The 24,166-nt window shown below is 65.2% G+C and carries 22 protein-coding genes; 10 read left to right on the top strand and 12 right to left on the bottom strand.

Annotated elements, in window-relative coordinates; translation table 11 throughout:
- Positions 1-24: 24 nt before the first annotated feature.
- Positions 25-1,146 (bottom strand): muconate cycloisomerase family protein, encoded by a 1,122-nt coding sequence (locus PCLY_RS16905; RefSeq protein ID WP_197432207.1) that lies wholly within the window; start codon positions 1,144-1,146, stop codon positions 25-27.
- Between the two features lie 126 nt (positions 1,147-1,272).
- On the opposite strand from PCLY_RS16905, the gene PCLY_RS16900 reads away from it, so the two are divergent.
- On the top strand, positions 1,273-2,157 hold the full coding sequence (locus tag PCLY_RS16900) for a LysR family transcriptional regulator (protein WP_061240787.1): 885 nt from the start codon (positions 1,273-1,275) through the stop codon (positions 2,155-2,157).
- 57 nt (positions 2,158-2,214) lie between these two features.
- On the opposite strand, the gene PCLY_RS16895 is transcribed toward PCLY_RS16900, so the two are convergent.
- From PCLY_RS16895 to PCLY_RS16845, 11 genes are all read right to left on the bottom strand, one after another.
- A complete protein-coding gene (locus PCLY_RS16895; RefSeq protein WP_061240786.1) occupies positions 2,215-2,838 on the bottom strand; it encodes an NIPSNAP family protein in 624 nt (207 codons plus the stop codon).
- Between the two features lie 60 nt (positions 2,839-2,898).
- Positions 2,899-4,176: an OprD family porin gene (locus tag PCLY_RS16890; protein ID WP_061240785.1), complete on the bottom strand. Its 1,278-nt coding sequence runs from the start codon at positions 4,174-4,176 to the stop codon at positions 2,899-2,901.
- 359 nt (positions 4,177-4,535) lie between these two features.
- On the bottom strand, positions 4,536-5,036 hold the full coding sequence (locus PCLY_RS16885; protein WP_061240784.1) for a flavin reductase: 501 nt from the start codon (positions 5,034-5,036) through the stop codon (positions 4,536-4,538).
- A 17-nt stretch (positions 5,037-5,053) separates the two neighbouring features.
- On the bottom strand, positions 5,054-6,013 hold the full coding sequence (locus PCLY_RS16880; RefSeq protein ID WP_061240783.1) for a PDR/VanB family oxidoreductase: 960 nt from the start codon (positions 6,011-6,013) through the stop codon (positions 5,054-5,056).
- Between the two features lie 117 nt (positions 6,014-6,130).
- Positions 6,131-6,871: an SDR family NAD(P)-dependent oxidoreductase gene (locus PCLY_RS16875; protein ID WP_061240782.1), complete on the bottom strand. Its 741-nt coding sequence runs from the start codon at positions 6,869-6,871 to the stop codon at positions 6,131-6,133.
- 9 nt (positions 6,872-6,880) lie between these two features.
- Positions 6,881-7,357: an aromatic-ring-hydroxylating dioxygenase subunit beta gene (locus PCLY_RS16870; RefSeq protein ID WP_061240781.1), complete on the bottom strand. Its 477-nt coding sequence runs from the start codon at positions 7,355-7,357 to the stop codon at positions 6,881-6,883.
- A gap of 67 nt (positions 7,358-7,424) precedes the next feature.
- Positions 7,425-8,699: an aromatic ring-hydroxylating oxygenase subunit alpha gene (locus tag PCLY_RS16865; RefSeq protein ID WP_061240780.1), complete on the bottom strand. Its 1,275-nt coding sequence runs from the start codon at positions 8,697-8,699 to the stop codon at positions 7,425-7,427.
- 39 nt (positions 8,700-8,738) lie between these two features.
- Positions 8,739-9,254 (bottom strand): nuclear transport factor 2 family protein, encoded by a 516-nt coding sequence (locus PCLY_RS16860; RefSeq protein WP_061240779.1) that lies wholly within the window; start codon positions 9,252-9,254, stop codon positions 8,739-8,741.
- A 3-nt stretch (positions 9,255-9,257) separates the two neighbouring features.
- Positions 9,258-9,620: a hypothetical protein gene (locus PCLY_RS16855; protein ID WP_061240778.1), complete on the bottom strand. Its 363-nt coding sequence runs from the start codon at positions 9,618-9,620 to the stop codon at positions 9,258-9,260.
- Between the two features lie 26 nt (positions 9,621-9,646).
- Positions 9,647-10,819, bottom strand: coding sequence for an acyl-CoA dehydrogenase family protein (locus PCLY_RS16850; protein ID WP_061240777.1), 1,173 nt, complete (start codon positions 10,817-10,819; stop codon positions 9,647-9,649).
- 23 nt (positions 10,820-10,842) lie between these two features.
- Complete coding sequence (locus tag PCLY_RS16845) at positions 10,843-11,955, bottom strand: amidase (RefSeq protein ID WP_061241591.1); 1,113 nt, start codon at positions 11,953-11,955, stop codon at positions 10,843-10,845.
- Positions 11,956-12,686: 731 nt separating this feature from the next.
- Between PCLY_RS16845 and PCLY_RS16840 the strand changes: the two genes are divergently transcribed.
- From PCLY_RS16840 to PCLY_RS16800, 9 genes are all read left to right on the top strand, one after another.
- A complete protein-coding gene (locus PCLY_RS16840) occupies positions 12,687-13,838 on the top strand; it encodes an ABC transporter substrate-binding protein (RefSeq protein WP_061240776.1) in 1,152 nt (383 codons plus the stop codon).
- Positions 13,839-13,989: 151 nt separating this feature from the next.
- Positions 13,990-15,027, top strand: coding sequence for a branched-chain amino acid ABC transporter permease (locus PCLY_RS16835; RefSeq protein WP_061240775.1), 1,038 nt, complete (start codon positions 13,990-13,992; stop codon positions 15,025-15,027).
- The gene (locus PCLY_RS16830) at positions 15,024-16,823 is read left to right on the top strand and encodes a branched-chain amino acid ABC transporter ATP-binding protein/permease (protein ID WP_061240774.1); all 1,800 of its coding nucleotides are present in this window, start codon (positions 15,024-15,026) and stop codon (positions 16,821-16,823) included. The genes PCLY_RS16835 and PCLY_RS16830 overlap by 4 nt, the downstream gene beginning before the upstream one ends.
- Entirely contained in the window at positions 16,823-17,614 is a 792-nt protein-coding gene (locus PCLY_RS16825; protein ID WP_061240773.1) for an ABC transporter ATP-binding protein, read from the top strand. Before PCLY_RS16830 ends, PCLY_RS16825 begins: the two co-directional genes overlap by 1 nt.
- A gap of 54 nt (positions 17,615-17,668) precedes the next feature.
- Complete coding sequence (locus PCLY_RS16820; RefSeq protein WP_061240772.1) at positions 17,669-18,673, top strand: ketopantoate reductase family protein; 1,005 nt, start codon at positions 17,669-17,671, stop codon at positions 18,671-18,673.
- A gap of 14 nt (positions 18,674-18,687) precedes the next feature.
- The gene (locus PCLY_RS16815; protein ID WP_156458616.1) at positions 18,688-19,455 is read left to right on the top strand and encodes a class II aldolase/adducin family protein; all 768 of its coding nucleotides are present in this window, start codon (positions 18,688-18,690) and stop codon (positions 19,453-19,455) included.
- Positions 19,456-19,510: 55 nt separating this feature from the next.
- Positions 19,511-21,067: a methyl-accepting chemotaxis protein gene (locus tag PCLY_RS16810; RefSeq protein ID WP_061240771.1), complete on the top strand. Its 1,557-nt coding sequence runs from the start codon at positions 19,511-19,513 to the stop codon at positions 21,065-21,067.
- Between the two features lie 135 nt (positions 21,068-21,202).
- Positions 21,203-22,261: an extracellular solute-binding protein gene (locus tag PCLY_RS16805; RefSeq protein WP_061240770.1), complete on the top strand. Its 1,059-nt coding sequence runs from the start codon at positions 21,203-21,205 to the stop codon at positions 22,259-22,261.
- A gap of 183 nt (positions 22,262-22,444) precedes the next feature.
- Complete coding sequence (locus PCLY_RS16800; protein WP_061240769.1) at positions 22,445-23,932, top strand: aldehyde dehydrogenase family protein; 1,488 nt, start codon at positions 22,445-22,447, stop codon at positions 23,930-23,932.
- Positions 23,933-24,166: the final 234 nt, after the last annotated feature.

Here is a 24,166-nt window from a genome sequence, read left to right as displayed (position 1 = left end):
TTGGCTTTCCTCCTTCAGGCTGGATCAGGAACGGCGGAAGCGCGCCAGGCGCTCCTCGTCGAGGGTCAGGCCGATACCGGGCAGGCGCGGCACGTGCAGTTGGAAGTCACGGTACAGCGGCGGCTCGATGACGATGTCTTCGGTCAGCAGCAGCGGGCCGAACAGTTCGGTGTCCCAGGCCAGCTTGTTCAGGGTAATGAAGGCATGGGCCGAGGCCAGGGTGCCGACGCTGCCCTCGAGCATGGTGCCGCCATATAGGCCGATACCAGCCGCCTCGGCGATGCTGGCGGTGCGCAGCACGGCGCGCGGGCCGCCGTTCTTGGCGATCTTCAGGGCGAACACCGGGGCAGCGCCGTCGCGCGCCAGGTTGAAGGCGTCTTCCACGCACTCGATGGACTCGTCGGCCATGATCGGCGCCGGGCTGGATTGGTTCAGGCGCACCTGGCCGCCGCGGTTGTGGCGCGAGATCGGCTGTTCGATCAGGTCGATGCCGTTGTCCCCGAGAATGCGGCAGGCGCGCAGTGCCACTGCTTCGTCCCAGGCCTGGTTGACGTCGACACGCACGCTGGCGCGCTCACCCAGGGCCTTTTTGATGGCGATGACATGAGCCAGGTCCTTGTTCACCTCGCCGGCACCGATCTTCAGCTTGAAGATGCGATGGCGACGGGCTTCGAGCATCTGCTCGGCCTCACTGATGTCCTTGCGGGTGTCGCCGCTGGCCAGGGTCCAGGCCACTTCCAGGCTGTCGCGCACGCGGCCGCCGAGGATTTCGCTGACCGGCAGGCCGAGGCGCTTGCCCTGGGCATCGAGCAGTGCGGTTTCCACCGCCGAGCGGGCGAAGGTGTTGCCCTTCACCACACGGTCGATGCGCTGCATGCAGGCGTTGATGTTGCTGGCGTCCTGACCGATCAACAGCGGCGCGAAGTGACAGTCCAGGTTGACCTTGATGCTGTCCGGGCTCTCGTTGCCATAGGACAGGCCACCGATGGTGGTGGCTTCACCGATGCCCTCGATGCCGTCGGCGCAGCGCAGGCGCAGGATCACCAGGGTCTGGTTCTGCATGGTGTGCATCGCCAGCTTGTGCGGGCGGATGGTCGGCAGGTCGACGATGATCGCTTCGAGCGACTCGATCGCGGCGTGGCTCATTTCAATACCCATCAGGTTGTTCATGTATGTGATGGGATATTGATCCTGCATTTTGGCAGGTTCCAATATTGATTTTGTCTGCAACAATACCCTGAAGGTATCGTCAATTTCAGAGGAAAGCCGCCCATGGAGCTTCGCCACCTGCGCTATTTCCAGGCGCTCGCCGAAACCCTCAACTTCACCCGCGCCGCCGAACGCCTGCACATCGCCCAGCCGCCGCTGAGCCGGCAGATCCAGCAGCTCGAGGACGAACTCGGCGTGACGCTGCTCGAGCGTGGCCGGCCATTGCGCCTGACCGAGGCCGGACGCTTCTTCCACGAGCACTCCAGCACCCTGCTCGAGCAACTGGGCAAGGTCTGCGACAGTACCCGGCGCATCGGCTCGGGCGAGAAAGCCTGGCTCGGCATCGGTTTCGCCCCGTCCACGCTCTACGGCGTGCTGCCGGAGCTGATCCGGCGCCTGCGTAGCGACGCCGGCCTGGAGCTGGGGCTGTCGGAAATGACCACGGTGCAACAGGTCGAGGCACTCAAGGCCGGACGCATCGACATCGGCTTCGGTCGTATCCATATCGACGACGCGGCCGTACAGCAGCAGGTGCTGACCCTCGACCCGCTGGTTGCCGCCCTGCCCGCCGGGCATGCGCTGCTGCCAGGCCCGGTGAGCCTGGCCGAGCTGGCCCGCGAGCCCTTCGTGCTGTATCCGGGTAATCCGCGGCCGAGCTACGCCGATCATGTGCTGGCCTTGTTCGACGCGCACGGCCTGCAGATTCGCGTGGCGCAATGGACCAACGAACTGCAGACGGCCATCGGCCTGGTCGCTGCCGGTATCGGCATCACCCTGGTGCCGGCCTCGGTGCAGGTGCTGCACCGCGTCGACATCGACTACGCGCCGCTGCAGGAAGCGCAGGCCACCTCGCCGATCATCATCAGCCAGCGTATCGGCGACGCCTCGCCGGCGCTCGATCACTGCCTGGCGCTGGTCGACCAGCTGTCGCGCGCTCGCCAACGCTGAGCGCAGAGGAAGAAAAAAGCCCGCAAGGAGCAAGACGGGCATGAAAAGGTTCACCTGCTACTGCAACGGCGAAAACGCCGCCGGCAGGTAGAGGGTGGAATGCATCTCGCGCAGCTGCGGCCCGGAGTTTTCAGGTGGCCAGACGCCGTCGGCGACGGCACGGGTGCGCACGTCCAGGCGCTGCTCCTGGCTGGCGTAGGGCCAGATGTGCAGGTAGCGCGGAGTGCGCCCGTCGGTGGCGAAGAACGCCGCGTAGACCGCTGAATAATCCTGCCCGGTGCGCGGGCCGACGGCCTTTTCCCAGCCTGCCATCGTCGGCGCCAGGCCGGAGGCAATCAGGTTGTATTCGCGCAGCTCGTAGAACGGCCCGTGCTTGCCGGGCGCCAGCGGCTCGAGAAAGGGAAACAGCGTGTAGTTTTCCACCTTCATGTCGAGCATGAAGGCTTCGATGCCGAAGGCATCCGGTGCCTGGAGGAAGCGCTCGCGCTCAACCTGCCGCGCCGTTTCGTCACGAAATCCACGCAGCACGGCGACCTGGTTCAGTGGGCCGACTTCCGACGCCCAGCAGCCCATCAGCACGCAGCCGTCACGCGCCTCGGCGAGGGTTTCGCGCAGACGTTTCAGCGCTTCGGCCGGGGTGCGTACGCGCAAGGTGAAGGTGATCAGTTCGTAGAGTCGCATCGTCTTCTCGCAGCCTGTGAATGCAGGCGGAGCCGGATCTGCCCCCGGCCCCGCCGCCGGTCAGAACTTGAAGGTGTAGGAGGTGATCAGGCGGTTTTCCTGGTAATCGGCACCCGACGCCGCGCCGTTGCCGTAACGGGTCTTCACGTCGATGTTGCGCCACTCGAAGCCCACGCCCTTGAGCGGGCCGTCCTGCACCACGTAGCCGAGGACGATGTTGCGCTCGCTCTCGACGTTCTGATCCAGATCGTTGCTGCCCCGGTCAATGCCAGTGCCGCGCAGGTAGCGGGTCATCAGTTTCAGGCCCGGCACACCGTAGCCGGCGAAGTCCAGGTCGTAGCGCAGTTGCCAGGAGCTTTCGTTGGGCTTGACGAAGGCCACGGTGGACCAGTTCACCAGGTACGGCTGTGGTGCGTAGCCATTGAGCGTGGGGAAGGTGCTGTCGCCGAGCATGCGCTGGTAGCCGACACCGATGGCATGAGAGCCCTTGCGCAAGGTGGTCATGGCACCGTAGGAGCGGTTGTCGATGTCGCCGTAAAGCGCCTTGCCATCTTCACGGTTGTCGAAGTAACGCAGGTCGGTCTTCAGCCCGAAGCCGTTGCCCAGGTCGGCGTTGTAGGTCGCACCGAGGTACTGCTGCTGGTAGATATCCTCCAGCTGACCATAGAAGTAGGTCGCCGAGAATGCCGGGCTGAAGGCATAGGTGGCACCGGCGAAGTTCAGGCCATCACTGCGGCGCTGAATGTTCGGCCCGTTGAACAGGTACATCTTCTCGCGGTTGGACGACTCACGGCTGCTGATCTCGGTAAAACGGCCGGCGGTGAGGGTCAGCTTGTCCACCTCGCGCGACTCCAGCATGAAACCGTGATAGGTGGTGATCAGCTGGCGCGAGTCATCGTAGAAAGCCACCGGCAGCGTAGGACGATGCTCGCCGATCTTCAGCTCGGTCTTGGAGTAACGCATCTTGGCGGTCAGTGCGGCGCGGCCGTAATCACGGACCTGCTCACCCTTGCTGTCGTCGTACGGAATGATGCTGTCAGGGCCGCGACCACCACCGCCATCGAGGCGATAGGCATATTGCGCGGAGAGGTCGAGACCGAACTGCACGGTGCCTTCGGTATAGCCGGAAATGGCGCGAAAATCGAAACCCTGCGTCCAGCTGCCAATACGCGACTTGGGCGCGTCATGTTGTTTGAAGTCACGATCGATATAGAAGTTGCGCAAGCCAAGACTGACTTGCCGATCGTCGAGAAAGTCCGCCTGGGCGGAAATAGACGTGAACATGCCCATCAGGCCCACAGCACCAATGCCGCTGGCCAGCCAGTTGTTCTGGAACATTGTTTTGATCCTTTGTTACCTGTGCAAGGCACAATGAGTGGAAGCAGATTAATTGGCAGTTGATATAACCGAGATCGGTAAAACGTCCGCTTCGCCAGGCTTTATCGGGCCTGGCTTGAGCATGCGACAGGTTTAACCGGTTCCGAGGCAGTTAATCCGCAGTTTTGTTTTTATAACCACTTACTGCAAAAAAGGTCGTAGCAAGGCACTGCCTATCACTATCAGGCAGTTGTTTCTTATTGACGGGTATTGCCTGTTTCAGAATGAAGTGAAACTTCATCCGTTATTTCCGACATTAGTTCGGAAATTCCTGCAGCACTGGCAAGACGGCGGGTGGGACCAAGGCCCACCCAAGCGCCTCAGCAGGCCGACCGCGACTGTTCGCCCAGACGGTGATAGGCGCGGTTGAAATACACCAGACCTTCCTGGCTGTTGCCGTTACGAATACCCAGCACCTCGCAATAGAAGATGGTATGCGAACCCACCTCATGCGCCTGGGCGATACGGCAATCGAAATTGACCAGGGCGTTGTCCAGCAGCGGCGCGCCGCTTTCCAGCGTGCTCCAGCTGGCCTGAGCGAAACGCTGGTCGGAGTCCATATCTCGGTTGGCGAATACGCCGGAGATGTCCTTCAGCTCGGCACTCAGCACATTCACGCTGAGCACACCGTTCTGCTTGAAGTGGCCATTGGAGAAAGACGCGCGGTTCATGCATACCAGCAGCGTCGGCGGCTGGTCGGTGACGCTGCACACGGCCGAGGCGGTGAAGCCCCAGCGCCCGGCAGCACCGTCGGTGGTGATCACTGAAACGGCGCCGCCCAGCAGCGCCATGGCATTACGGAAACCTGTGGTGTCGACCATGATCTTGCCCTCGCGTGTTAGATATCCAGCACCAGTTTTTTCGACTTGGCGCGCGAACAGCAGACCAGAATCTGGTCATTGGCGGCCTTCTCGTCATCGGTCAGGTAGACGTCGCGGTGATCCGGTTCGCCCTCCAGCACATCGCACAGGCAGGTGCCGCAGACGCCCTGCTCGCAAGAGATCTCCACCTTGATGCCAACCGTGGCGAGTGCGTCGATGATGGTCTGGCCTTCGGCGACCTGAACGGTCTTGCCGCTGCGCTGAGCGACCACTTCGAAGCTGTCGCCGCTGGCGTCGACCTCCACCTGGAAGTACTCGCGGTGGATGTGATCCTCGGCGTAGCCGGCCTGGCGCGCGCCCTCGATGACCCAGTCCATGAAGCCGCTCGGGCCACACACATAGACGTGCACGCCAGCGCCCGGCTGGCCGAGTACGGCCGGCAGGTCGAGCTTCTGCGTATCGCCTTCGTCATCGAAGTGGGTGCGCACGCAGGCGGCGAAGTCGGCGCCTGCCAGTTCGTCGAGGAAGGCCGAACGCTGACGCGAACGCCCGCAGTAGTGCAGCTCGAACGGGCTATCCTGGGCGGTCAGCTGGTGCGCCATGGCGATCATCGGGGTGATGCCGATGCCACCGCCGATGAGGATCGAACGGCTGGCACCAGCGGCCAGGGGAAACAGGTTGCGCGGCGTGCCGACGCTGATGTGGGCGCCTTCGCTGAGCAGCTCGTGGACGGCCACCGAGCCGCCGCGCGAGGCTGGGTCGCGCAGCACACCGAGGCGGTAGACGGCGGCATTGGCCGGGTCACCGCACAGCGAATACTGGCGCACCAGGCCGGGCTTGAGGTGGACATCGACGTGGGCACCGGCCTCGAAGGCCGGCAGATTGCTGCCCGTCGGATCGGCGAGGTCGAGGATTACCACGCCCTCGCCTTGTTCCTGCCGCTTGCGTACCACCAGGTTCAACACTTGCTCAGTCATACCGACCTTCCCGCACCCTTCGAGGTGCTGATTGTTCTCGTTCGTTACAGTCCGCAGCTCGCACGCGCGGCATTCTTTCGTTTGCCCGGCACACCCGAAGGGCCTGCCGGGCGGGGTTCAACGCATGAACAGACCGCCGTTCACATCCCAGGTCGCCCCGGTGGTGAAATAGGCTTCCGGGCGCGCCAGCTGTACCACCAGATCACCGAGGAAGTCGGCATCACCGAGACGCTTCACCGGGATATTGGCGAGCAAGCCGGCCATGCGCTCCGGCGGCACCGCCGCATGTACGGCGGGCGACTCGATGGGGCCGGGGGCGATGGCGTTGACCGTCACACCGGCACCGGCCAGTTCCTTGGCGAAGATCTTGGTCAGGGTGACGATGGCGCCCTTGGAGGCCGCGTAGTGCGCCCCAGTGGCGGTGCCGCCGTTCTGCCCGGCCAGCGAGGCCATGTTGATGATCCGCCCGTAGCCTGCAGCTGCCATGTGCCCGCCAAGTACCTGGCAGCCGAGGAAGATGCTGCGGGTGTTGAGGCTCATGACCCGGTCGAACTCCTCCGGGCTGATCTGCATGACCGGTGTGGTGCGGGTCATCGCAGCACTGTTGACCGCCACGTGCAGCGCGCCCCAGCGCGCCAGCACGGCGGCCAGTGCTGCCTCGAAGTCGGCCTTGCTGGCGACGTCGAGCTGCAGTGCCAGGCTGCGCTGGCCGCTCGGATCGAGGCGATCGGCGGCGGCCTGGGCACGCTCCAGCGACAGGTCGGTGATCACCACCGCATAACCGGCTGCGAACAGACGGTTGGCGATGGACAGACCGAGGCCCTGGGCGGCACCGGTGACGAGGGCTACCTGAGTCATGACGGCGTCCTACAGGATGTAACCAATACCGGCGAGGGTATCGGTCGAGTTGATCAACTGGATCAGCTTGCGCTGGATCTTGAAGCTGTCACCGTCGCGCTTGAGCTCGAAGGTGACATCCGCGGTGTAGTGCTTGAGCACGTCCTTGCGGAACTCGCGCAGGTTCTGCGCGCAGCGCACGGTGACCACAGCGCCTTCCTCGCCGAGCACGCGAAAGCGCGACAGGCTGCGCACGGTACGGGCACGCGGGCTGGTGGAGATGGACTCGCCGCCGATCAGGCGCTGCACACGCAACTTGCGCATGTGATGGTCGTCGTAGGCGTAGTTGAGGGTGTTCTCGAAATCGGTCTCGTTGGGGTCGATGGGGATGATGTAGGTCCCCTTGTCGGCCCACAGGTTCAGCCAGGCGTCGAAATCGCCGTGGTCGAGCATGTCCGCTTCCTGCCAGATGAAGGCGCTGACGTGGTTGAGCAGTTCAAGATTCATAGTGGTTCTCTTCAAATAGGTGCATGACGGGCCCCTCTCACCCGTGCGGGCAGAGGGGCGCGGCGGCTCAGGCCGACATCATCTTTTTCCACTGCTGGTAGGCCGCGCGCATGCCGGTCTCGGCACTCACGTCGCTGACCAGGCCGTCCTCGCTCGGCTTCTCGCCGGGCAGGCCGCGGTTGAGCATGATCCACAGGTCGCTGCCGGCCTGGGCGCCCTTCTGCACGCGCTCCCAGGCCTCGGAGTCGTCCGGGGTACCGAAGCCCATCGGACCCTGGAAGTGCTCGTGCAGGCGCAGGCGGTAGCGGTTGGCCACGGCCGGGCCGCCGTCCATGGTGATCACCGCGTGGTGGATCTCGGTCTCGTTCACCGAGACCGGCTGCAGCACGCGGAAGAAGGCCATGGAGCAGGCGACGTTGGGGAACAGGTTGAGGTTGAAGCCCGAACCGCCGACGGCACGGACGATGCGGCGCACCTGCTGTTCCTCGATGCCTTCGTCACGCAGCTCCTGAGCCAGCGCCTCGAAGCGCTCGGGGATCGGCTTGTCCAGGTCGGCTTCCAGATCCACCAGGTCGGGGATCATCACCATCACGCTGTGGCCGTTGCCGAGGTCTTCGACGTAGCCGGGGCCTTCGACGAAATCGAACAGCTCCAGGGTCTGCTCGTCCACCGAGGACAGGAAGGACTTGTGCACCAGCGGGAAGTGGTAGGCGTCGGTGGTGTTCTCCAGCTGGATCTTCCAGTTGCCGGGGAAGCGGAAACGATGCTCGCCGGACACCTTCACGCCGTAGCCAGCGCCCTGCTTCATGAACAGGTCGATCCATTTCTTGGCCGCGCCGAGGAAGTCTTCCAGCGGCTCGATGTCGTCCTTGAAGGTAGCGAAGATCATGCCGTTGTATTGCTCGACGCGCAGGCTCACCAGCGGCAGCTCGCCCTTGTCCAGGCAGTCGGCATAGCTCTCCGGGTGCGGCACGCCGCGCAGGCTGCCGTCGAGGGCGTAGCTCCAGCCGTGGTAGGGGCAGACGAAGCTGTTGGTCTTGCCCTTCTTGTGCTCACAGACGGTGGCGCCACGGTGACGGCAGCGGTTGAGCAGCACGTGTACGTCCTTCTTGCGGTCACGCACGACGATCACCGGCTGCTTGCCAATGAAGGTGCTCTTGTAGCTGCCGTTGTCGGGAATCTCGCTGGCGTGCGCCACCCAGATCCAGGTGCTGTAGAACACCTTCTCCAGCTCTTCATCGAAGAGGCGGGCATCGGTATACAGGGAGGTGTGCACGCGGTCATGCAGCACCAGGTCGGCCGGCGAGCTGGCCAGGTTCACGGTTTCGATCAGGTTGGTCACGGTCACTCCTCGTCGGCGCAGGTCACCGACTCATAAAAGTCATTCTTCGGTCTGCCCCGGCACGGGCAGGTGGGCATCGCTGTTCCATGCATCGACCGGGCGGCCGAACAGGTTCTCGGTCTGAAAATGAGCCATGCGCCAGACGCCTTGCTCTTCGCGAAAACGCACCGTCAGTCGCGCCGCGTTGAGGTGCGAGCCGCCACTGGCGAAGGTAGAGGTCTGCAACATCACCCAACTGCCGCTGGCCTGGTCATCCTCGACACGGATCAGCTCCGAGCAGAGGAAATGCACGTTGAGGGCGAAGTGCGCCGGCTCGGTCATGTAGCCGGCGAACATCGCGCGGATCGCCTCGCGCCCCCGATAGCCGCCAAAGCTCTTGGCATACTTGGCGCCCTTGCCTTCCCAGATGGCGTCGGCGGTGAACAACCCGGCCAACTCGTCCAGCGGGGTGCGTGCATCGAGCGCGTCGCACAGCACCATGTAGCGGTTCATGCAGGCACGCACGGCGTTCTCGCTTTCCAGCTGGTGCAGGCGGGCTTCGAGGGATCGGCTCATGGCTCAGGCCCGTTGGATGATCAGTTCACGACCGGTACGCGCTTCCACCTTGCAGTAGCGCCACAGCTTGTACGGGCCAGCGCCCACGGCGGTGGTGCGGAACAGGTTGCAGGCGGCGTGTACCGTCTCGATGTCCGGCACGTCGGCCAGCAGGTAGGTGGTCCAGGGGTAGCCGGTGGATGGGCCGACCATGCTCTGGTCGTCGTCCATGTTGCCGAACACCGTCACGCCGGGCAGATCGTGGATGCCGTTCCACATGGCGCTGAACGCCGCCCAGACTTCCAGCTGCTCCTCACGTGGGGCGTCGAAGAAATTCTGGTTGATGCCCATGCAGAACAGGACACGCAGGGCTTTTTTATCAGTCATCACAATCACCAATCGTTAGTTGTCGATTACAGGTAGCCAGGCATCGGCTTGCCGCCGAAGAAGATCGCGCCGGCGTTCTGGTAGGTCATGTCGCCCATGAAGGCATGCTGGGTAACCACCTGGGCGTCGTTGACGAAGCGCGCCAGCGGGCTGTGGCGGTAGACGCCGGTCATGCCCGAGAGCATCTGCGCGGTGCGCGCCACCTCGGCCGACACACGGGCAGCATGGGTGGAAGACAGGCGCAGCAGGTTGGTCTGCTCGACGCTCACCACATCGCCGGCCAGCACGCTGGCCCAGGCGTTTTCCATGGCGTCGTAGAACCAGGCGCGGGCAGCGCGCAGCTCCGCTTCAGCCTTGGCCACCTGCATCTGCGCCAGCGGGCGGTCGGCCAAGGCCGGCGCGCCGGTAACGGAGAAGCGACCGCTGGCCATATCAGCCAGATAATCCAGCGCGGCGCGGGCAACACCGAGGCCGACCACGGAAAGCACCTGGGTAGCGAAAGACAGTGACGGATAGCGGAACAGCGGCTCGTCGAGGTTGGCCGGGCCACCACGGACGAAGGTCCACTCCTCCGGCACTTCGACGCCGTCGAGCACCAGGTCATGGCTGCCGGTTCCGACCAGGCCGACCACATCCCAGGTGTCCTCGATGCCGACCTTTTCCCGTGGCATCACGGCCAGGCGCGGCAGCGACAGGGTTTCGCCAGTCTTGGGGCTGATGCCGACGCCGATCAGGTCGGCGCCCATGCAACCACTGGAGAACTTCCAGCGGCCGCTGACCTTGAAGCCACCGTCGATGGTCTCGGCCGGTTGCGGCGGGAAGATGCCGGCGGCGAACACCACATCCGGGCCGTTGGCGTACACCTTGTCCAGCGTCTCCAGGGGCAGGGCCGCCAGGTACACCGGGTTCATGCCGAAGCTGGCGACCCAGCCGGCGGAACCGTCAGCGGCGGAGACATCCTCCACCATCTCGCAGAATTCCATGGGGCTGCGCTGCTCGCCGCCGAAGCGCGTGGGCACCAGGGCGCGGTAGACGCCAAGCTCCTTGAAACGCGCGATGACGTCATGGGAGATGTAGCGCTGCTTATCGAACTCCTCACGCCGGGCGCGCTCGCGGATATCGGTCAACAGCGCCTGAAAGGCTTCATTCGCGGTAATCGGGGCAAGGCGCTGGTGATCCAGCTGGCTTAGGGAAGACATGGGCTTCTCCAGGATGGGCACGGTTATTGTTCGAGGCGCCGCAGCAGCTCGCGGGCGACTGCCAGAAGCAGTTCGTCAGCGCCCTTGGCGGCGATCAGTTGTAGTCCTACCGGCAATTTCGAGGCCCCCTCGAAAGGGATGCTCAATGCCGGGTGGCCAGTCAGGTTGAAAGGGCGTACGAAAGCGGTCATGCCGATGGCCGCGCGGGTATCGGCAGCGTCTGCGACGCGCGCCGGGTAATCCGGCATGGTCGGCAGAGCGAGAATCGGGCACTGCGCCAGGGCGGCGTCCACCTCGGCGGTGAAGGCGGCGCGGCAGCGTTCGGCGTCAGCCAGAGCGTCGTCGCGGGTCTCGCGTGCGGCCAGCAGCCGGCCGGCAACATCGGCGCCGACCAGGCCGGTTTCCACCAGGTGCCCGCAGGCATTCCAGGTCTCGCGGTTGATCACCGCCAGGCCAGCGTCGTAGGCCGCCTGCATGCCGGGCAGCGGCATCTCGCACTGTGCGAAATCCGCCGCCTCGAGCACGGCATCGAGAGCAGCTTGCACCTCGGCATGAGCCTGCACCGGAACCACGCCAATACGGATGCCGGTTACGTCCGGCAGCGCCTTGAAGGTCGGATCGATGGCCTTCATCGCGCTGATCAGCATCTCGATATTGGCCGCGAAGGGTCCAACGCAATCGAGCGATGTCTGCGCCGGCATCACCCCGGCGCGACTGATGCGGCCGAAGGTGGGCTTGAGGCCGAACACACCGCAGCAAGCGGCGGGAATACGCACCGAACCACCGGTATCGGTGCCCAGGGAGAAGTCGCACAGACCGGCAGCCACGGCAGCGGCCGAACCACTGGAGGAACCACCGGGAATGTGTCCGGGGTAGCGCGGGTTCTCGGCCGTGCCCGTCCAGGCATTGAGCCCGGTAGTGCCGAAGGCCAGCTCATGCAGGCTGGTCTTGCCAATCAGCTGACAGCCGGCAGCCAGCAGCGTCTCAACCACCTCGGCATGGCACTCGGCGTCCGGCGCATGTTCAAGGGCGCGGCTGGAAGCACGAGTGGGATGGCCAGCCACATCGATGGTGTCTTTCACCATCACACGGGGGCCATGCTCACCGAGCGTCAGCTTCTCGACCACTATCGCCATCTGCTTCACCCATTGCTGTTCCGGTTGATCGACAGAACCGCAGGACGAGCCGCGATTCACGTAAATCCAGAATCGGAAGAATTACGTGAATTGTCAATTGAATTATCACCCAAAAAAGAGTGTGTAGATTCGGTGCATTTTCGCTACCTCGAGCACCATTCCCGTGCAGTTCGGTAACACTAAAACCCTGTAACATTCACGCAAAATCAGCACTTTAATCCATTAAAATCAACCACTTACCGCTAACATGAGAAACACTATCATCACGCACTCGCATTTTCAGGCCATCTGACAAGCTCACTTTAACGGCCGATAATCGCACAAAAAATGCACCTCAAATGACGCCATTTTCAAAGCAGAAAATGATCATTTTTTAGATAAAAAAACGCTAAGAAACGACCCATTTCAGGCAATCGAAAAGTGCCGTCAGCCCTGATGACATCGGCCATGAGCCGATCAACAGGCGCCTCCTCGAACGTGGCTGACAAGCGCTTCGCCAGCCCACTCGCAACCCTCTCGAACACGGCGGCTGGCCGTCTTGCAACAGCGCGGTGCACGGCGTTCTGGCACGGGAGGTGCAATTCAGCCCGTGTCGGACGGGACAACCACCGGCAGCGCCCACAAGGCGCCAGAACAAAAAGAAGACGACACACCATTCGTGCATCGCGCCTCGATGCGCACGCCGACTGGCTCTGTCTCTCCAATAGCCTTGCAACCCCTCGGAGTACGTCATGCACTTCAAACGAGCTGTGTCCACCCTCCTTCTCAGCGCGGTCTGCGCGTCCTTCGCACAGGCCGAGGTAAAGGTCGGTGTCATCACCTCCTCTACCGGCCCCATCGCACTGGTCGGGCTACCGCAGAAGAACTCCGTACCGCTACTGCCCACCCAGGCAGGCGACCAACAGGTGAAGTACATCGCCCTGGATGACGGCAGCGACCCCACCGCCACCGTCAAGGCGCTGAAGAAGCTGATCAGCGAGGAAAACGTCGACGCCATCATCGGCCCAAGCGGTTCGCCCAACGCCATGGGCGTGATCCAGTTCGTCGCCGAGGCCGGCGTGCCGCTGCTGGCGCCGGTCGGTACCGCCGCCGTGGTGGTGCCGATGACCGAGCAGAAGAAGTGGGTGTTCAAGACCACGCAGAACGACGACCTGATCGCCAAGGCCCTGGTCGAGGACATGGACGCCCGTGGCGTGAAGACCCTGGGCCTGATCGGCACCGCCGATCCCTACGGCGAGAACTGGTCGAAGGTGATGAGCGCCCTGGCGGCCGAACACGGCATCAAGGTGCTGGCCAACGAGCGCTTCCAGCGCCAGGACACCTCGGTCACCGGGCAGAGCCTGAAGATTCTCGCCTCGCGCCCCGACGCCGTGCTGGTGGCGGCACCGGGCAGCTCGGCGGTACTGCCGCAGACCACCCTGTTCGACCAGGGCTACCGTGGCCAGATGTACCAGACCCACGGCGCGGCCCTGCCGGACTTCCTGCGCCTCGGCGGCAAGAAGGTCGAAGGCACCATCCTCGCCGCCAGCCTGATGCTGGTGCTCGATGAGATGCCCGACAGCCATCCGTCCAAGGCCATCGCCGGCGAATACGTGGCCGCCTACGAGAAGCTCAACGGCAGCAAGCCGGCCACCTTCGGCGCCAATACCTATGACGCCGGGCTGCTGCTGCAACAGGCGATTCCGGCGGCCGCCGCCAAGGCCGAGCCCGGCACGCCCGAGTTCCGCGCGGCACTGCGTGACGCACTGGAGGCGACCCACGAGTTCGCCGCCACCCAGGGCGTCTACAACATGAGCCCCGAGGATCACAGCGGCTTCGACGAACGCGGCCGCGAGCTGATCCAGGTGAAGAACGGCACCTGGACGCTGCTCAAGCGCGACTGATCGCGGAGTCCAGCCCCGCAGGGTGGACAGCGCTTTCTGTCCACCGGATGGAGCCTGGCCCGGTAGCGGCAGGAGGGATGAGAAAAGCGTCATCCACCCTACGCCCGGGCCGCACCAACCCGCACGCCCATACCGCAAAAGAGTTTCCGACATGAATTTCCAGATTGCCCTGCTGCTCGGCCAGGACGGCATCACCAACGGCGCCATCTATGCGCTGCTGGCGTTGTCGATCCTGCTGGTCTTCACCGTGACGCGCATCCTGCTGATCCCGCTGGGTGAGTTCGTCACCTACGGTGCGCTGACCATGGCCGCCATCCAGGCCGGCCACCCCACCGCGCTGGTCTGGCTGCTGCTGGCCCTGACCCTGGCCGACTGCGCCATGGATCTGTATGACGCCATTCGCACCAGTCATCACTTGCACTTCCCGAAACGCATCGCGCTCAAGCTCGCCTACGCCCTGGCCATGCTCGGCCTGATTCGCTATCTGCCGCTGGCAGAGCTGCCCATGGCATTGCAGGCCCTGCTCACCCTGGCGCTGGTGGTGCCGCTCGGCCCGCAGCTCTACCGCCTGGTGTTCCAGCCGCTGGCCTCGGCCAGTGCCCTGGTGCTGCTGATCGTCTCCATCGCCGTACACGTGGCCATGGTCGGCATCGCCCTGCTGCTGTTCGGCCCCGAAGGCGCGCGGACCGAGCCGTTCTCCGAAGCCGGCCTGACGCTCGGCCCGGTGACGTTCAACAGCCAGACCCTGTGGGTCATCGCCGTGTCCCTGGCGCTGATCATCGGCCTGTTCCTGTTCTTCGAACGCAGCCTGTACGGCAAGGCCCTGCGCGCCACCGCGGTGAACCGCATGGGTGCACGCCTGATGGGCATCTCGCCGACCCTGGCGGGCAAGGCCACCTTCGCCCTGGCCACGTTCATCGGCGCGCTGTCGGGCATTCTCATCGCGCCCATCACCACCCTGTACTTCGACTCCGGCTTCGTCATCAGCCTCAAGGGCTTCGTCGGCGCCATCATCGGCGGCCTGGTCAGTTACCCGGTGGCGGCCCTGGGCGCGCTCGCCGTGGGCCTGATCGAAGCCTTCTCGATGTTCTGGGCCAGCACCTACAAGGAGATCATCGTCTTCACCCTGATCATCCCCTTCCTGCTCTGGCGCTCCCTCACCAGCCGTCATGTGGAGGACGATGAATGAAACCGCGCTACCTGATCCTCGCCCTGGTCGCCGTGCTGGCCGTGGCGCCAGCGGTGCTGCCGCCCTACTACGTCACCCTGCTCAACTACATCGGCCTGTACACCCTGGTGGTGCTCGGCCTGGTGCTGCTCACCGGCGTCGGCGGCATGACCAGCTTCGGCCAGGCCGCCTTCGTCGGCCTCGGCGCCTACACCAGTGCCTACCTGACCACCGTGCAGGACCTGCCAACCTGGCTGGCCTGGGCCAGCGCCTCGCCCTGGCTGACCCTGCTGGTCGGCCTGGCCCTGACCGCCTTCGTGGCGCTGGTACTCGGCGCGCTGACGCTGAAGCTGTCCGGCCATTACCTGCCGCTGGGCACCATCGCCTGGGGCCTGTCGCTGTACTACCTGTTCGGCACCCTGGAGTCGCTCGGCGGCCACACCGGCGTCAGCGGCCTGCCGAGCATCTCCCTGTTCGGCTGGGCCTTGGACAAGGGCGAGAAGATCTATTACCTGATCTGGGCCATTCTGCTGTGCGCCATGCTGCTGACCCAGAACCTCCTCGACTCGCGTGAGGGCCGGGCCATCCGCGCGCTCAAGGGCGGCCAGCTGATGGCCGAGTCGATGGGCGTGAACACCTTCCGCGCCAAAATGGTGATCTTCCTCATCTCGGCGCTGTTCGCCGCCCTCTCCGGTTGGCTCTACGCACATACCCAGCGCTTCGTGAACCCGACGCCGTTCGGCCTGCACATGGGCATCGAGTACCTGTTCATGGCGCTGATCGGTGGGGTGGCCAGCGTCTGGGGCGCCCTGCTCGGCGCCGGCGTGCTGACCATGCTCAAGCAGTGGCTGCAGGATCTGCTGCCGCAACTGCTGGGCAATACCGGCAACTACGAGGTGATCGTCTTCGGCATCGCCATCGTGCTGCTGATGCAGCGCGCGCCCGGCGGCCTGTGGCCACTGCTGACCCGTCTGCTGCCGGACAGCTGGAAGCCGCGCCGCGCCACACTGCCCATTGACGCGGCCAGCGCGCTGCCACAGCGTGAAGCGCCGGCCGCCGGCGAAGTACTGCTGCAAGCGCGCGATGTGACCCGTTGCTTCGGCGGCCTGGTGGCCAACGACGCGATGAACCTCGAGGTGCACGCTGGCGAGATCCTCGCCCTGATCGGCCCCAACGGCGCCGGCAAGAGCACCCTGTTCAACCAGCTTTCCGGCGTCGATACCCCCACCTCCGGCGACGTGCTGTTCCGCGGCCAGCGCATCAACGGCATCCCCTCACGGCGCATCGCACGCATGGGCATGAGCCGCACCTTCCAGCACGTCAAGCTGCTGCCGGAGATGAGCGTACTGGAGAACGTCGCCCTCGGCGCCCACCTGCGCGGCAGCAAGGGCGTGCTCGCCGCTGCCCTGCGCCTGGATCGCGCCGAGGAGGCGCGCCTGCTCGGCGAGGCGCGGCGCCAGCTGGAACGGCTCGGCCTCGGTGACGCCCTGTACCTGGAGGCCGGCAGCCTGGCGCTGGGCCAGCAACGCATTCTCGAAATCGCCCGCGCGCTGTGCGCCAACCCCTGCCTGCTGCTGCTCGACGAGCCGGCCGCCGGCCTGCGCCACAAGGAGAAGGAAGCCCTCGGCCAGTTGCTCAGCCGCCTGCGCAGCGAAGGCATGGCGATCCTGCTGGTCGAGCACGACATGGACTTCGTCATGGGCCTGGTCGATCGCGTGGTGGTGATGGAGTTCGGCCAGCGCATCGCCTTCGGCCTGCCGGCCGAGGTGCAGAAGGATCCGGCGGTGCTGGAAGCCTATCTCGGAGGAGCGGAGTGATGAACATGCCCATGCACAACCTGCAGCGCACGCAGAACCAGGTGAGCAACCCGGTGCTGGAGGTCAGCGACCTGTGCGTCGCCTACGGCAAGGTCGAGGCCTTGTCCAACGCCAGCCTGCGCGTCGGCCAGGGCCAGATCGTCACCGTGATCGGCCCCAACGGCGCCGGCAAGACCACCCTGCTCTCGGCCATCATGGGCGTGCTCGGCTCGCGTGGCCGGGTCGCCTTCGATGGCAGCCTGCAAGCCGTGCCGGAGGTCGAGGTCATGGTCGGCCGCGGCCTCGGCCTGGTACCGGAGAAGCGCGAGCTGTTCAGCAGCATGACGGTGGCCGACAACCTGCTGCTCGGCTCCTTCCAGCGCCACCGCAGCGGCCACCGTGACCACGGCCAGACGCTCAAGGAAGTCTATGAGCTGTTCCCGCGCCTGTGGGAGCGCCGCGAGCAACTGGCCGCCACCCTCTCCGGTGGCGAACGGCAGATGCTCGCCGTCGGTCGCGCGCTGATGGCCAAGCCCAAGCTGCTGATGCTCGACGAGCCGAGCCTGGGCCTGGCGCCGCTGATCACCCGCGAGATCTTCCGCATCATCACCACCCTGCGCCAGCAGGGCGTGTCGATCCTGCTGGTGGAGCAGAACGCCCGCGCCGCCCTGCGCGTGGCGGACTACGCCTACGTGCTGGAAACCGGACAGATCGCCATGCAGGGCCCGGCCGCGCAGCTGGCCGATGACCCACGGGTGATCGAGGCCTACCTCGGCCTGGCCAGCAAGCATCAGGAAATGCTCGCCACCTGAACCCACGGCGCCCGCCTGGCGGGCGCCGTCGTCAGCTTGCAAGGAACCCCATCCATGCCCGACTCCAAGCCACTACGCGTGTGCATCGCCGGTGCCGGCGCCATCGGCTGTACCCTCGCCGCACGCCTGGTCACAAGCGGCCAGCCGGTCAGCCTGCTGGCGCGCGGTCGAACGCTCACCGCGCTGCGCGAAAACGGCATCCAGTTGACCGACCTGGACGGCGAGCATCGCGTGCCCGTCAGCGCCAGCGATGACTGCCGCGAACTCGGCGAACAGGACCTGCTGTTCATCTGCACCAAGGCTCCCGCCCTGGTCGGCCTGCTCCCCGAACTGCAACCGCTGATCGGCCCCGAGACCGTGGTGGTGCCGTTGATCAATGGCGTGCCCTGGTGGTATTTCCACGGCCTCGAAGGGCGCTTCGCCGGTCGCCGCGTCGAGGCGGTCGACCCAGGCGGCGCGCTCAGCGCCAGCCTCGACCTGTGCCACGTGCTCGGTTGCGTGGTGTTCATCACCGCCGAAACCAGCGCCCCCGGCGTGGTGCGCTCGAACAACCCGCACCTGATGATCTTCGGCGAGCCGGACGGACGGATGAGCGAACGCCTGGAGCGGGTGCGCGTACTGATCGCCGCCGCCGGCATCGAGGCCCGCGCCACCGAGCGCATCCGCGACCAGCTGTGGACCAAGATCATCGCCAACCTCAGCTCCAACCCGCTGTCGGTGGTCACCGGCGCGACCCTGGAGCAGCTCTATGGCCAGGCCGAGCTGAAGACGGTGGCCGGCAAGATCCTCCAGGAAACCCTGCTCACCGCCGCGGCCTATGGCGCGCGCATCGCCTTCGACCCGCAGACCTTCATGGAGTTGGGCGCCGGCATGGGCGCGGTGCGCACCTCGATGCTGCAGGACTACGAACAGGGCCGGCCGCTGGAGATCGCCGCGATCGGCGACGCGGTGGTCGAGCTGGCCGGCTACCAGGGCCTGAGCATGCCCATCACCCGAGACATCCTCGCCCTGGCGCGCTTTCGCAGTGTGTCCGGTCAGGCCCATTGCCCCGCACCTTGATAGGAGACTTCGCCATGAACGCCATGACCGATTTCAGCAAGCCCGCCCATTGCAGCGACGAAGAATGGGACCTGCGCGTCAAGCTCGCCTACTGCTACCACCTGGTGGACTGGTTCGGCTGGACCGAGACCATCTTCAACCATATTTCCGCGCGCCTGCCTGGCCGCGCGCATCACTACCTGGTCAACCCCTTCGGCCTGAACTACAGCGAAGTTACCCCGGGCAATCTGCTCAAGGTCGATCTGCACGGCAAGAAACTCGAACCCTCGCCCTACGACGGCAACCCCGCCGGCTTCGCCCTGCACAGTGCCGTGCACGGCGCACGCGACGACATCCAGTGCGTGATCCACACCCACACCACACCGATCTCCGCCGTGGTGCAGAAGAAACGCGGTTTTACCCACGACGATTTCTACGGCGCCCAGCTGTATGGCCGTATCGGCTACCACCGCTTCGAGGGCATCACCCTGTTCGATGACGAGAAGGCGCGGATGATCGAAAGCCTGGGCGACAAGCATGTGCTGGTGCTGCGCAACCACGGCATCGCGGTCGGCGAGAGCAGCATCGAAAAGACCTTCTTCCTGCTCTGGACGGTGCAGCGCGCCGCCGAGAACCAGTGCGCCGCCGGTGCCCTGGGCGGCGAGGACAACCCGTTGGAAGACGGCGTTGCCGCCAAGTGCGCCGACCTCACCGCGATGCTGATTCGCGAGAGCGGTTTCGCCACCCAGTTCTATGCCGCCATGGTGCGCAAGATGCGCGCCGAGCGGGCCATGCACTGGTAATCGGACGGCTTGCCCCAGGGCAGGCCGCAACGGGTTACAGCCGAGGAGTCGTGCCATGCAAACTGCCAGCAACACCCCATCAGGTTTCCAGGAACCGCCGATTTCCCGGCTCGATCCGCTGGGCGTTCTGCTTACCTGCAACGCCGCCTACCTGGACATGAGCGGCTACGCCGAACACGAACTGCTCGGCAAGCCTCACCAACTGCTCAACCATCCGCACATGCCAGCAGCGGTGATCGCCAGCATGTGGCAGGCGCTGCGCGCCGGTGTGCCATGGACGGCGCCGGTGATGATCCGTCGCAAGCAGGGCGACGCGCAGTGGCGCAGCCTCTACGTGGTGCCGCTGTTCGACGACGGCAAGCTGGCAGCGCTGGGTACCGTCTACCAACCCATCGAGCCGGCGCAGGTGCGCCAGGCCGAACGCCTCTATGCGCGCCTGGCGCGCGGCCAGGCGCCCTGGAGTGCGCTGCAACGCCTTGGCGAACTGCTGCTGGGGCATGGCCTGCAACTGGCGATCGGCCTGGGCCTGGCGCTGGCCACTGTGCAGGGCTATCTGCCCCTGGCGCTGGGGGCGCCGCTGCTGCTGGCGCTGAGCCTTGCCGGACTGCAACCGGCACTGCGTCAGCGCCAGTTGAGCCGCGCCCTGCTCGCCCAGCACATGCAGGCCTACAGCGACCCGTTGCTGACCCCGCTGCACGCCCGGCACCCCGGCCCGACCAGCCTGCTGGCCATGGCCCTGGACAGCCAGCGCGCACGCATGAGCACGGTGATGTCGCGCATCTGCATCAACAGCGTGGTGTTGCGCCAGCAGGCACAGACCTCGGCCGACGTGGTGGAGCACTCGGTCGAGCAGCTGGATCGCCAGGTACGTGAGACCGAGCAGACCGCTGCTGCGATCAACCAGATGAGCGCCACCATCCAGGAACTGTCGCGCAACCTGCAGCACACCGCGCAGGCGGCGCAGAACGCCGATCAGCTGGCACGCGATGGCGAGCGCCTGTCCGATGACAGCCAGCATTCGGCGCAGACCATGCGTCACTCGGTGAGCGAGATAGGCCAGGCGGTTGGCAGCCTGGCGGCGGCCATCGAGTCCATCGGCGGCGTGGCCACGGTGATCCAGAGCATCGCCGAGCAGACCAACCTGCTGGCCCTCAACGCGGCCATCGAAGCCGCCCGCGCCGGCGAGTCCGGCCGCGGCTTCGCGGTGGTCGCCGACGAGGTGCGCAGCCTCGCCTCACGCACCCGGGAGTCGACCCACGAGATCCAGCGTTCACTGGAAAGTCTGCGTCAGGACAGCGGTACGGCCCTGGCCACCGCACAACGCGGCGAACAGGCGGCCCTGCGTGCCAGCAGCGATGCCGAACAGGCGCGCCAGGCGTTGACGCGCATCTGCGCCGAGGTCGCGCAGATCAGCGGCATGAGCCTGCAGATGGCCGCCGCCATCGAGCAGCAGGGCCAGGTCGCCGAGCAGATCAACCAGCAGATCACCGAGATCGCCGGCTTCACCGAGCGCACCAGCCAGCAGGCTGGACGCACCAGCGCAATCAGCCAGGCACTGCACCAGCTGGCCGAATCACAGTTGGGACTGGCGCAACGCTTCCTCAAGGGTTGAGAACCTGGCAGCCAGGTACAACAACTTGGCCGCCAGGATCAAGCCACAGCCGGCAACGGGCGATTGAATGACACACAAAGGCGTCGCTCCATGCCGGCGCCTCTCGCTCCACTCGCCCAGCCAGGAGGCCCTCCGATGAAGCGGCTACTCGTTTTGCTGCTCCTGCTCGCCAGCACCACCGCCCATGCCGAGGAAGTGCTGCGCGTCTATGGCTGGAAGGACTACATCGACCCGCAGGTGCTCGAGGACTTCCGGGCGCAGACCGGTATCAGCGTCGACTACCAGGGTTTCACCACCTCCGACGAACTGCTCGAGGCACTGGCTGCCGGTACCGATTATGACCTGGTGATGCCCAGCCATTTCATGCTCGAACAATTGATCGCCGAGGGCCGCCTGGCGCCATTGGATACAAGCCGGCTGCGCCACTATTCCAGCCTCGACCCCTGGCTGCTGTCGACCCTGGCCGGCATCCCCGCCGCCAACCGCCACGTGGTGCCTTACCTGTGGGGTTCCATCGGCCTGGTGGTCGATCCGCAGCTGGCCCAGGCGCATTACAGCGGCCTATTGCCCAGCAGCTGGAGTCTGCTGTTCGACCCACAACAGGCAGCGCAACTCAGCGGTTGCGGCCTGGGCCTGCTGGATGCCGCCGAGGAAACCGGCTCGCTGCTGCTCAATTACCGTGGCCGGCGCCTGGCGGCCAGCAGCGACCGGCAGATCACCCGCCAGTTGCAAGGCCTCGAACAGGTCGCGCCACTGCTGCACAGCCTGGACAACTGGGCGTTCGTCGACGAGTTGATCGCCGGCCGACTGTGCCTGGCCATGGCCTGGAGCGGCCATGCATTGCGCGCCATGGAGGGCAACCCGAAGTTGCTCTATCAGATTCCCGACGAGGGAGCGGCCATCACCATCGATACCCTCGCGATACCGACCCACGCCGCCCATCCGGACCTCGCCTATCGCCTGATCGACTTTCTCATCGATCCACCCGTGGCCATTCGTAACGCCAGCGCCACCCGTTTCTACGCGCCCCTGCCCAGCGACTCGCCCAGCATGCAAGCCTTCGTCGCCGCACACCCGGCCCAGGTGCTGAGCGCCGAGCAACGGCGCCGCAGCTACCTGCTGGAAGGCCTGCCGCCTCGCCGCAAGCAGGTACTCGACAGCGCCTGGGATCGGATCAAGGCCGCACGCCACTGATCCATCCCCGGCGCCAGGTTGGCAGGCATCTACAAGAAGCTGTCCCTCACGTTCAATTTCACCCTCGCGGGCGCTGCTATGAATAGCGCCCAGATACCCTCGGCCCGGGCCCGTTGCTGCCCGCATGCCCCAGCCGGCCACAGAGGCACAGAACCTCGGGCCGCCTCAACTCCGGAGTGCTTCATGAGCGAAATCCAATTACTGCCCCAGGTGCGCGAGTTCCTCCAGCGCAGCCATGCCCATTTCATCGACGGCCAGTACCGCGCGGGCACCTCCAGCCGGCACGTTCCCATCGTCAACCCGGCCAACGGCGAAGTGATCGCACAGATCACCTGCGCCACCGCCGACGAGGTCGAGTCGGCCGTCGCGGCCGCCCGGCGCAGCTTCAAGGGCGAGTGGGCACAGACTTCGCCTTATCAGCGCGGCGTGGTCCTCAACCGCCTGGCCGACCTGATGGAAGCCAACGGCGAGGAACTGGCGCAGCTGGAAACCCTGTGCTCGGGCAAATCCATCCACCTCTCGCGCATGTTCGAAGTCGGCCAGAGCGCCATCTTCCTGCGCTACTACGCCGGCTGGACGACCAAGATCAACGGCGAAACCATGAGCCCGTCGTTCCCCTCCATGGCCGGCGAGCAGTACACCGCCTTCACCCGCCGCGAGCCGGTCGGCGTGGTGGCCGGTATCGTGCCGTGGAACTTCTCGGTGATGATCGGCGTGTGGAAGATCGCCGCCGCCCTGGCTACCGGCTGCACCTTGGTGCTCAAACCCAGCGAGTTCACCCCGCTGACCCTGCTGCGCCTGGCCGAGCTGGCGATCGAGGCCGGCGTGCCGGCGGGTGTATTCAACGTGCTCAACGGCACCGGCGAGGTCGGCGCCAGCCTGATCGAACATCCGCATGTCGCCAAAGTGTCCTTCACCGGGTCGGTGCCCACCGGCCTCAAGGTCGGCCAGAGCGCCATGGCCGCCAACCTCACCCGCGTGACCCTGGAGTTGGGCGGCAAGAACGCCGCCGCGCTGCTGCCGGATGCCGATATCGACGGTGCGGTGGCCGGCCTGATCCAGACCGGCTACGTACATCAGGGCCAGGTCTGCGCCGCACCGGAGCGCATCTACGTGCACCGCTCGCGCCTCGACGAGACCCTGGCCAAATTCACCGCAGCACTGCAGGGCATGAACATCGGCTCACCGCTGGATGAAAGCGTCAACTTCGGCCCGCTGGCCAACAAGCCGCAGTTCGACAAGGTCGCGCAGTTCCTGCAACTGGCCCGCGAGCAGAGCAAGGTGGTGTGCGGCGGCAAGCCTCTGGCCCGCGCCGGCTACTTCGTCGAGCCGACCGTGGTGCTGGCCAACGGCCCGCAGGACCGCCTGCTGCACGAGGAAACCTTCGGCCCGATTCTCTGCGTGCTGCCTTATGACGAAGTAGAAGAGTTGCCAGGGCTGATCAACGATTCGCCTTTCGGCCTCACCGCCAGCATCTGGACCAACGACCTGTCCCGCGCACTGCGCCTGATCCCGCAGATCGAGGCCGGCACGGTGTACGTCAACATGCACACCTTCCTCGACCCCTCGGTGCCCTTCGGCGGCATCAAGGCTTCGGGCACCGGGCGCGAATTCGGCAGCGCCTTCATCGACGACTACACCGAGCTGAAATCGGTGATGATCCGCTACTAAAAAGTTACAAACGGGCCGCCTGCCACAGGCAGCGGCCCACCCTCCTCTGCCCCCTGCGGCCTCCCCCACAGCCCCTCCGAACACCGCCCGCGGCCCACTACAGGCGCAGGCACTCACCTGCCCGAAGCCAATCGCCCGCCGATCTCAAATCGACATCGCCTGGCAATTTTTGGCTCAAAAAATGCTTGAACATTCACGTTATTTGTCAAGTGTGCAGAAACGACACAAACAGCG

Origin of the sequence: Ectopseudomonas composti, assembly GCF_001567565.1 — a bacterium.
Lineage (GTDB): Bacteria > Pseudomonadota > Gammaproteobacteria > Pseudomonadales > Pseudomonadaceae > Aquipseudomonas > Aquipseudomonas composti_A.
This window is presented reverse-complemented; position numbering and strand designations above follow the sequence as displayed.

Bases quoted from the DNA above. Each gene is read 5' to 3' on its own strand.
- PCLY_RS16905 (WP_197432207.1), bottom strand. From the start codon at position 1,146: ATGAGCCACGCCGCGATCGAGTCGCTCGAAGCGATCATCGTCGACCTG.
- PCLY_RS16900 (WP_061240787.1), top strand. From the start codon at position 1,273: ATGGAGCTTCGCCACCTGCGCTATTTCCAGGCGCTCGCCGAAACCCTC.
- PCLY_RS16895 (WP_061240786.1), bottom strand. From the start codon at position 2,838: ATGCGACTCTACGAACTGATCACCTTCACCTTGCGCGTACGCACCCCG.
- PCLY_RS16890 (WP_061240785.1), bottom strand. From the start codon at position 4,176: ATGTTCCAGAACAACTGGCTGGCCAGCGGCATTGGTGCTGTGGGCCTG.
- PCLY_RS16885 (WP_061240784.1), bottom strand. From the start codon at position 5,036: ATGGTCGACACCACAGGTTTCCGTAATGCCATGGCGCTGCTGGGCGGC.
- PCLY_RS16880 (WP_061240783.1), bottom strand. From the start codon at position 6,013: ATGACTGAGCAAGTGTTGAACCTGGTGGTACGCAAGCGGCAGGAACAA.
- PCLY_RS16875 (WP_061240782.1), bottom strand. From the start codon at position 6,871: ATGACTCAGGTAGCCCTCGTCACCGGTGCCGCCCAGGGCCTCGGTCTG.
- PCLY_RS16870 (WP_061240781.1), bottom strand. From the start codon at position 7,357: ATGAATCTTGAACTGCTCAACCACGTCAGCGCCTTCATCTGGCAGGAA.
- PCLY_RS16860 (WP_061240779.1), bottom strand. From the start codon at position 9,254: ATGAGCCGATCCCTCGAAGCCCGCCTGCACCAGCTGGAAAGCGAGAAC.
- PCLY_RS16855 (WP_061240778.1), bottom strand. From the start codon at position 9,620: ATGACTGATAAAAAAGCCCTGCGTGTCCTGTTCTGCATGGGCATCAAC.
- PCLY_RS16850 (WP_061240777.1), bottom strand. From the start codon at position 10,819: ATGTCTTCCCTAAGCCAGCTGGATCACCAGCGCCTTGCCCCGATTACC.
- PCLY_RS16845 (WP_061241591.1), bottom strand. From the start codon at position 11,955: ATGGCGATAGTGGTCGAGAAGCTGACGCTCGGTGAGCATGGCCCCCGT.
- PCLY_RS16840 (WP_061240776.1), top strand. From the start codon at position 12,687: ATGCACTTCAAACGAGCTGTGTCCACCCTCCTTCTCAGCGCGGTCTGC.
- PCLY_RS16835 (WP_061240775.1), top strand. From the start codon at position 13,990: ATGAATTTCCAGATTGCCCTGCTGCTCGGCCAGGACGGCATCACCAAC.
- PCLY_RS16830 (WP_061240774.1), top strand. From the start codon at position 15,024: ATGAAACCGCGCTACCTGATCCTCGCCCTGGTCGCCGTGCTGGCCGTG.
- PCLY_RS16825 (WP_061240773.1), top strand. From the start codon at position 16,823: ATGAACATGCCCATGCACAACCTGCAGCGCACGCAGAACCAGGTGAGC.
- PCLY_RS16820 (WP_061240772.1), top strand. From the start codon at position 17,669: ATGCCCGACTCCAAGCCACTACGCGTGTGCATCGCCGGTGCCGGCGCC.
- PCLY_RS16815 (WP_156458616.1), top strand. From the start codon at position 18,688: ATGAACGCCATGACCGATTTCAGCAAGCCCGCCCATTGCAGCGACGAA.
- PCLY_RS16810 (WP_061240771.1), top strand. From the start codon at position 19,511: ATGCAAACTGCCAGCAACACCCCATCAGGTTTCCAGGAACCGCCGATT.
- PCLY_RS16805 (WP_061240770.1), top strand. From the start codon at position 21,203: ATGAAGCGGCTACTCGTTTTGCTGCTCCTGCTCGCCAGCACCACCGCC.
- PCLY_RS16800 (WP_061240769.1), top strand. From the start codon at position 22,445: ATGAGCGAAATCCAATTACTGCCCCAGGTGCGCGAGTTCCTCCAGCGC.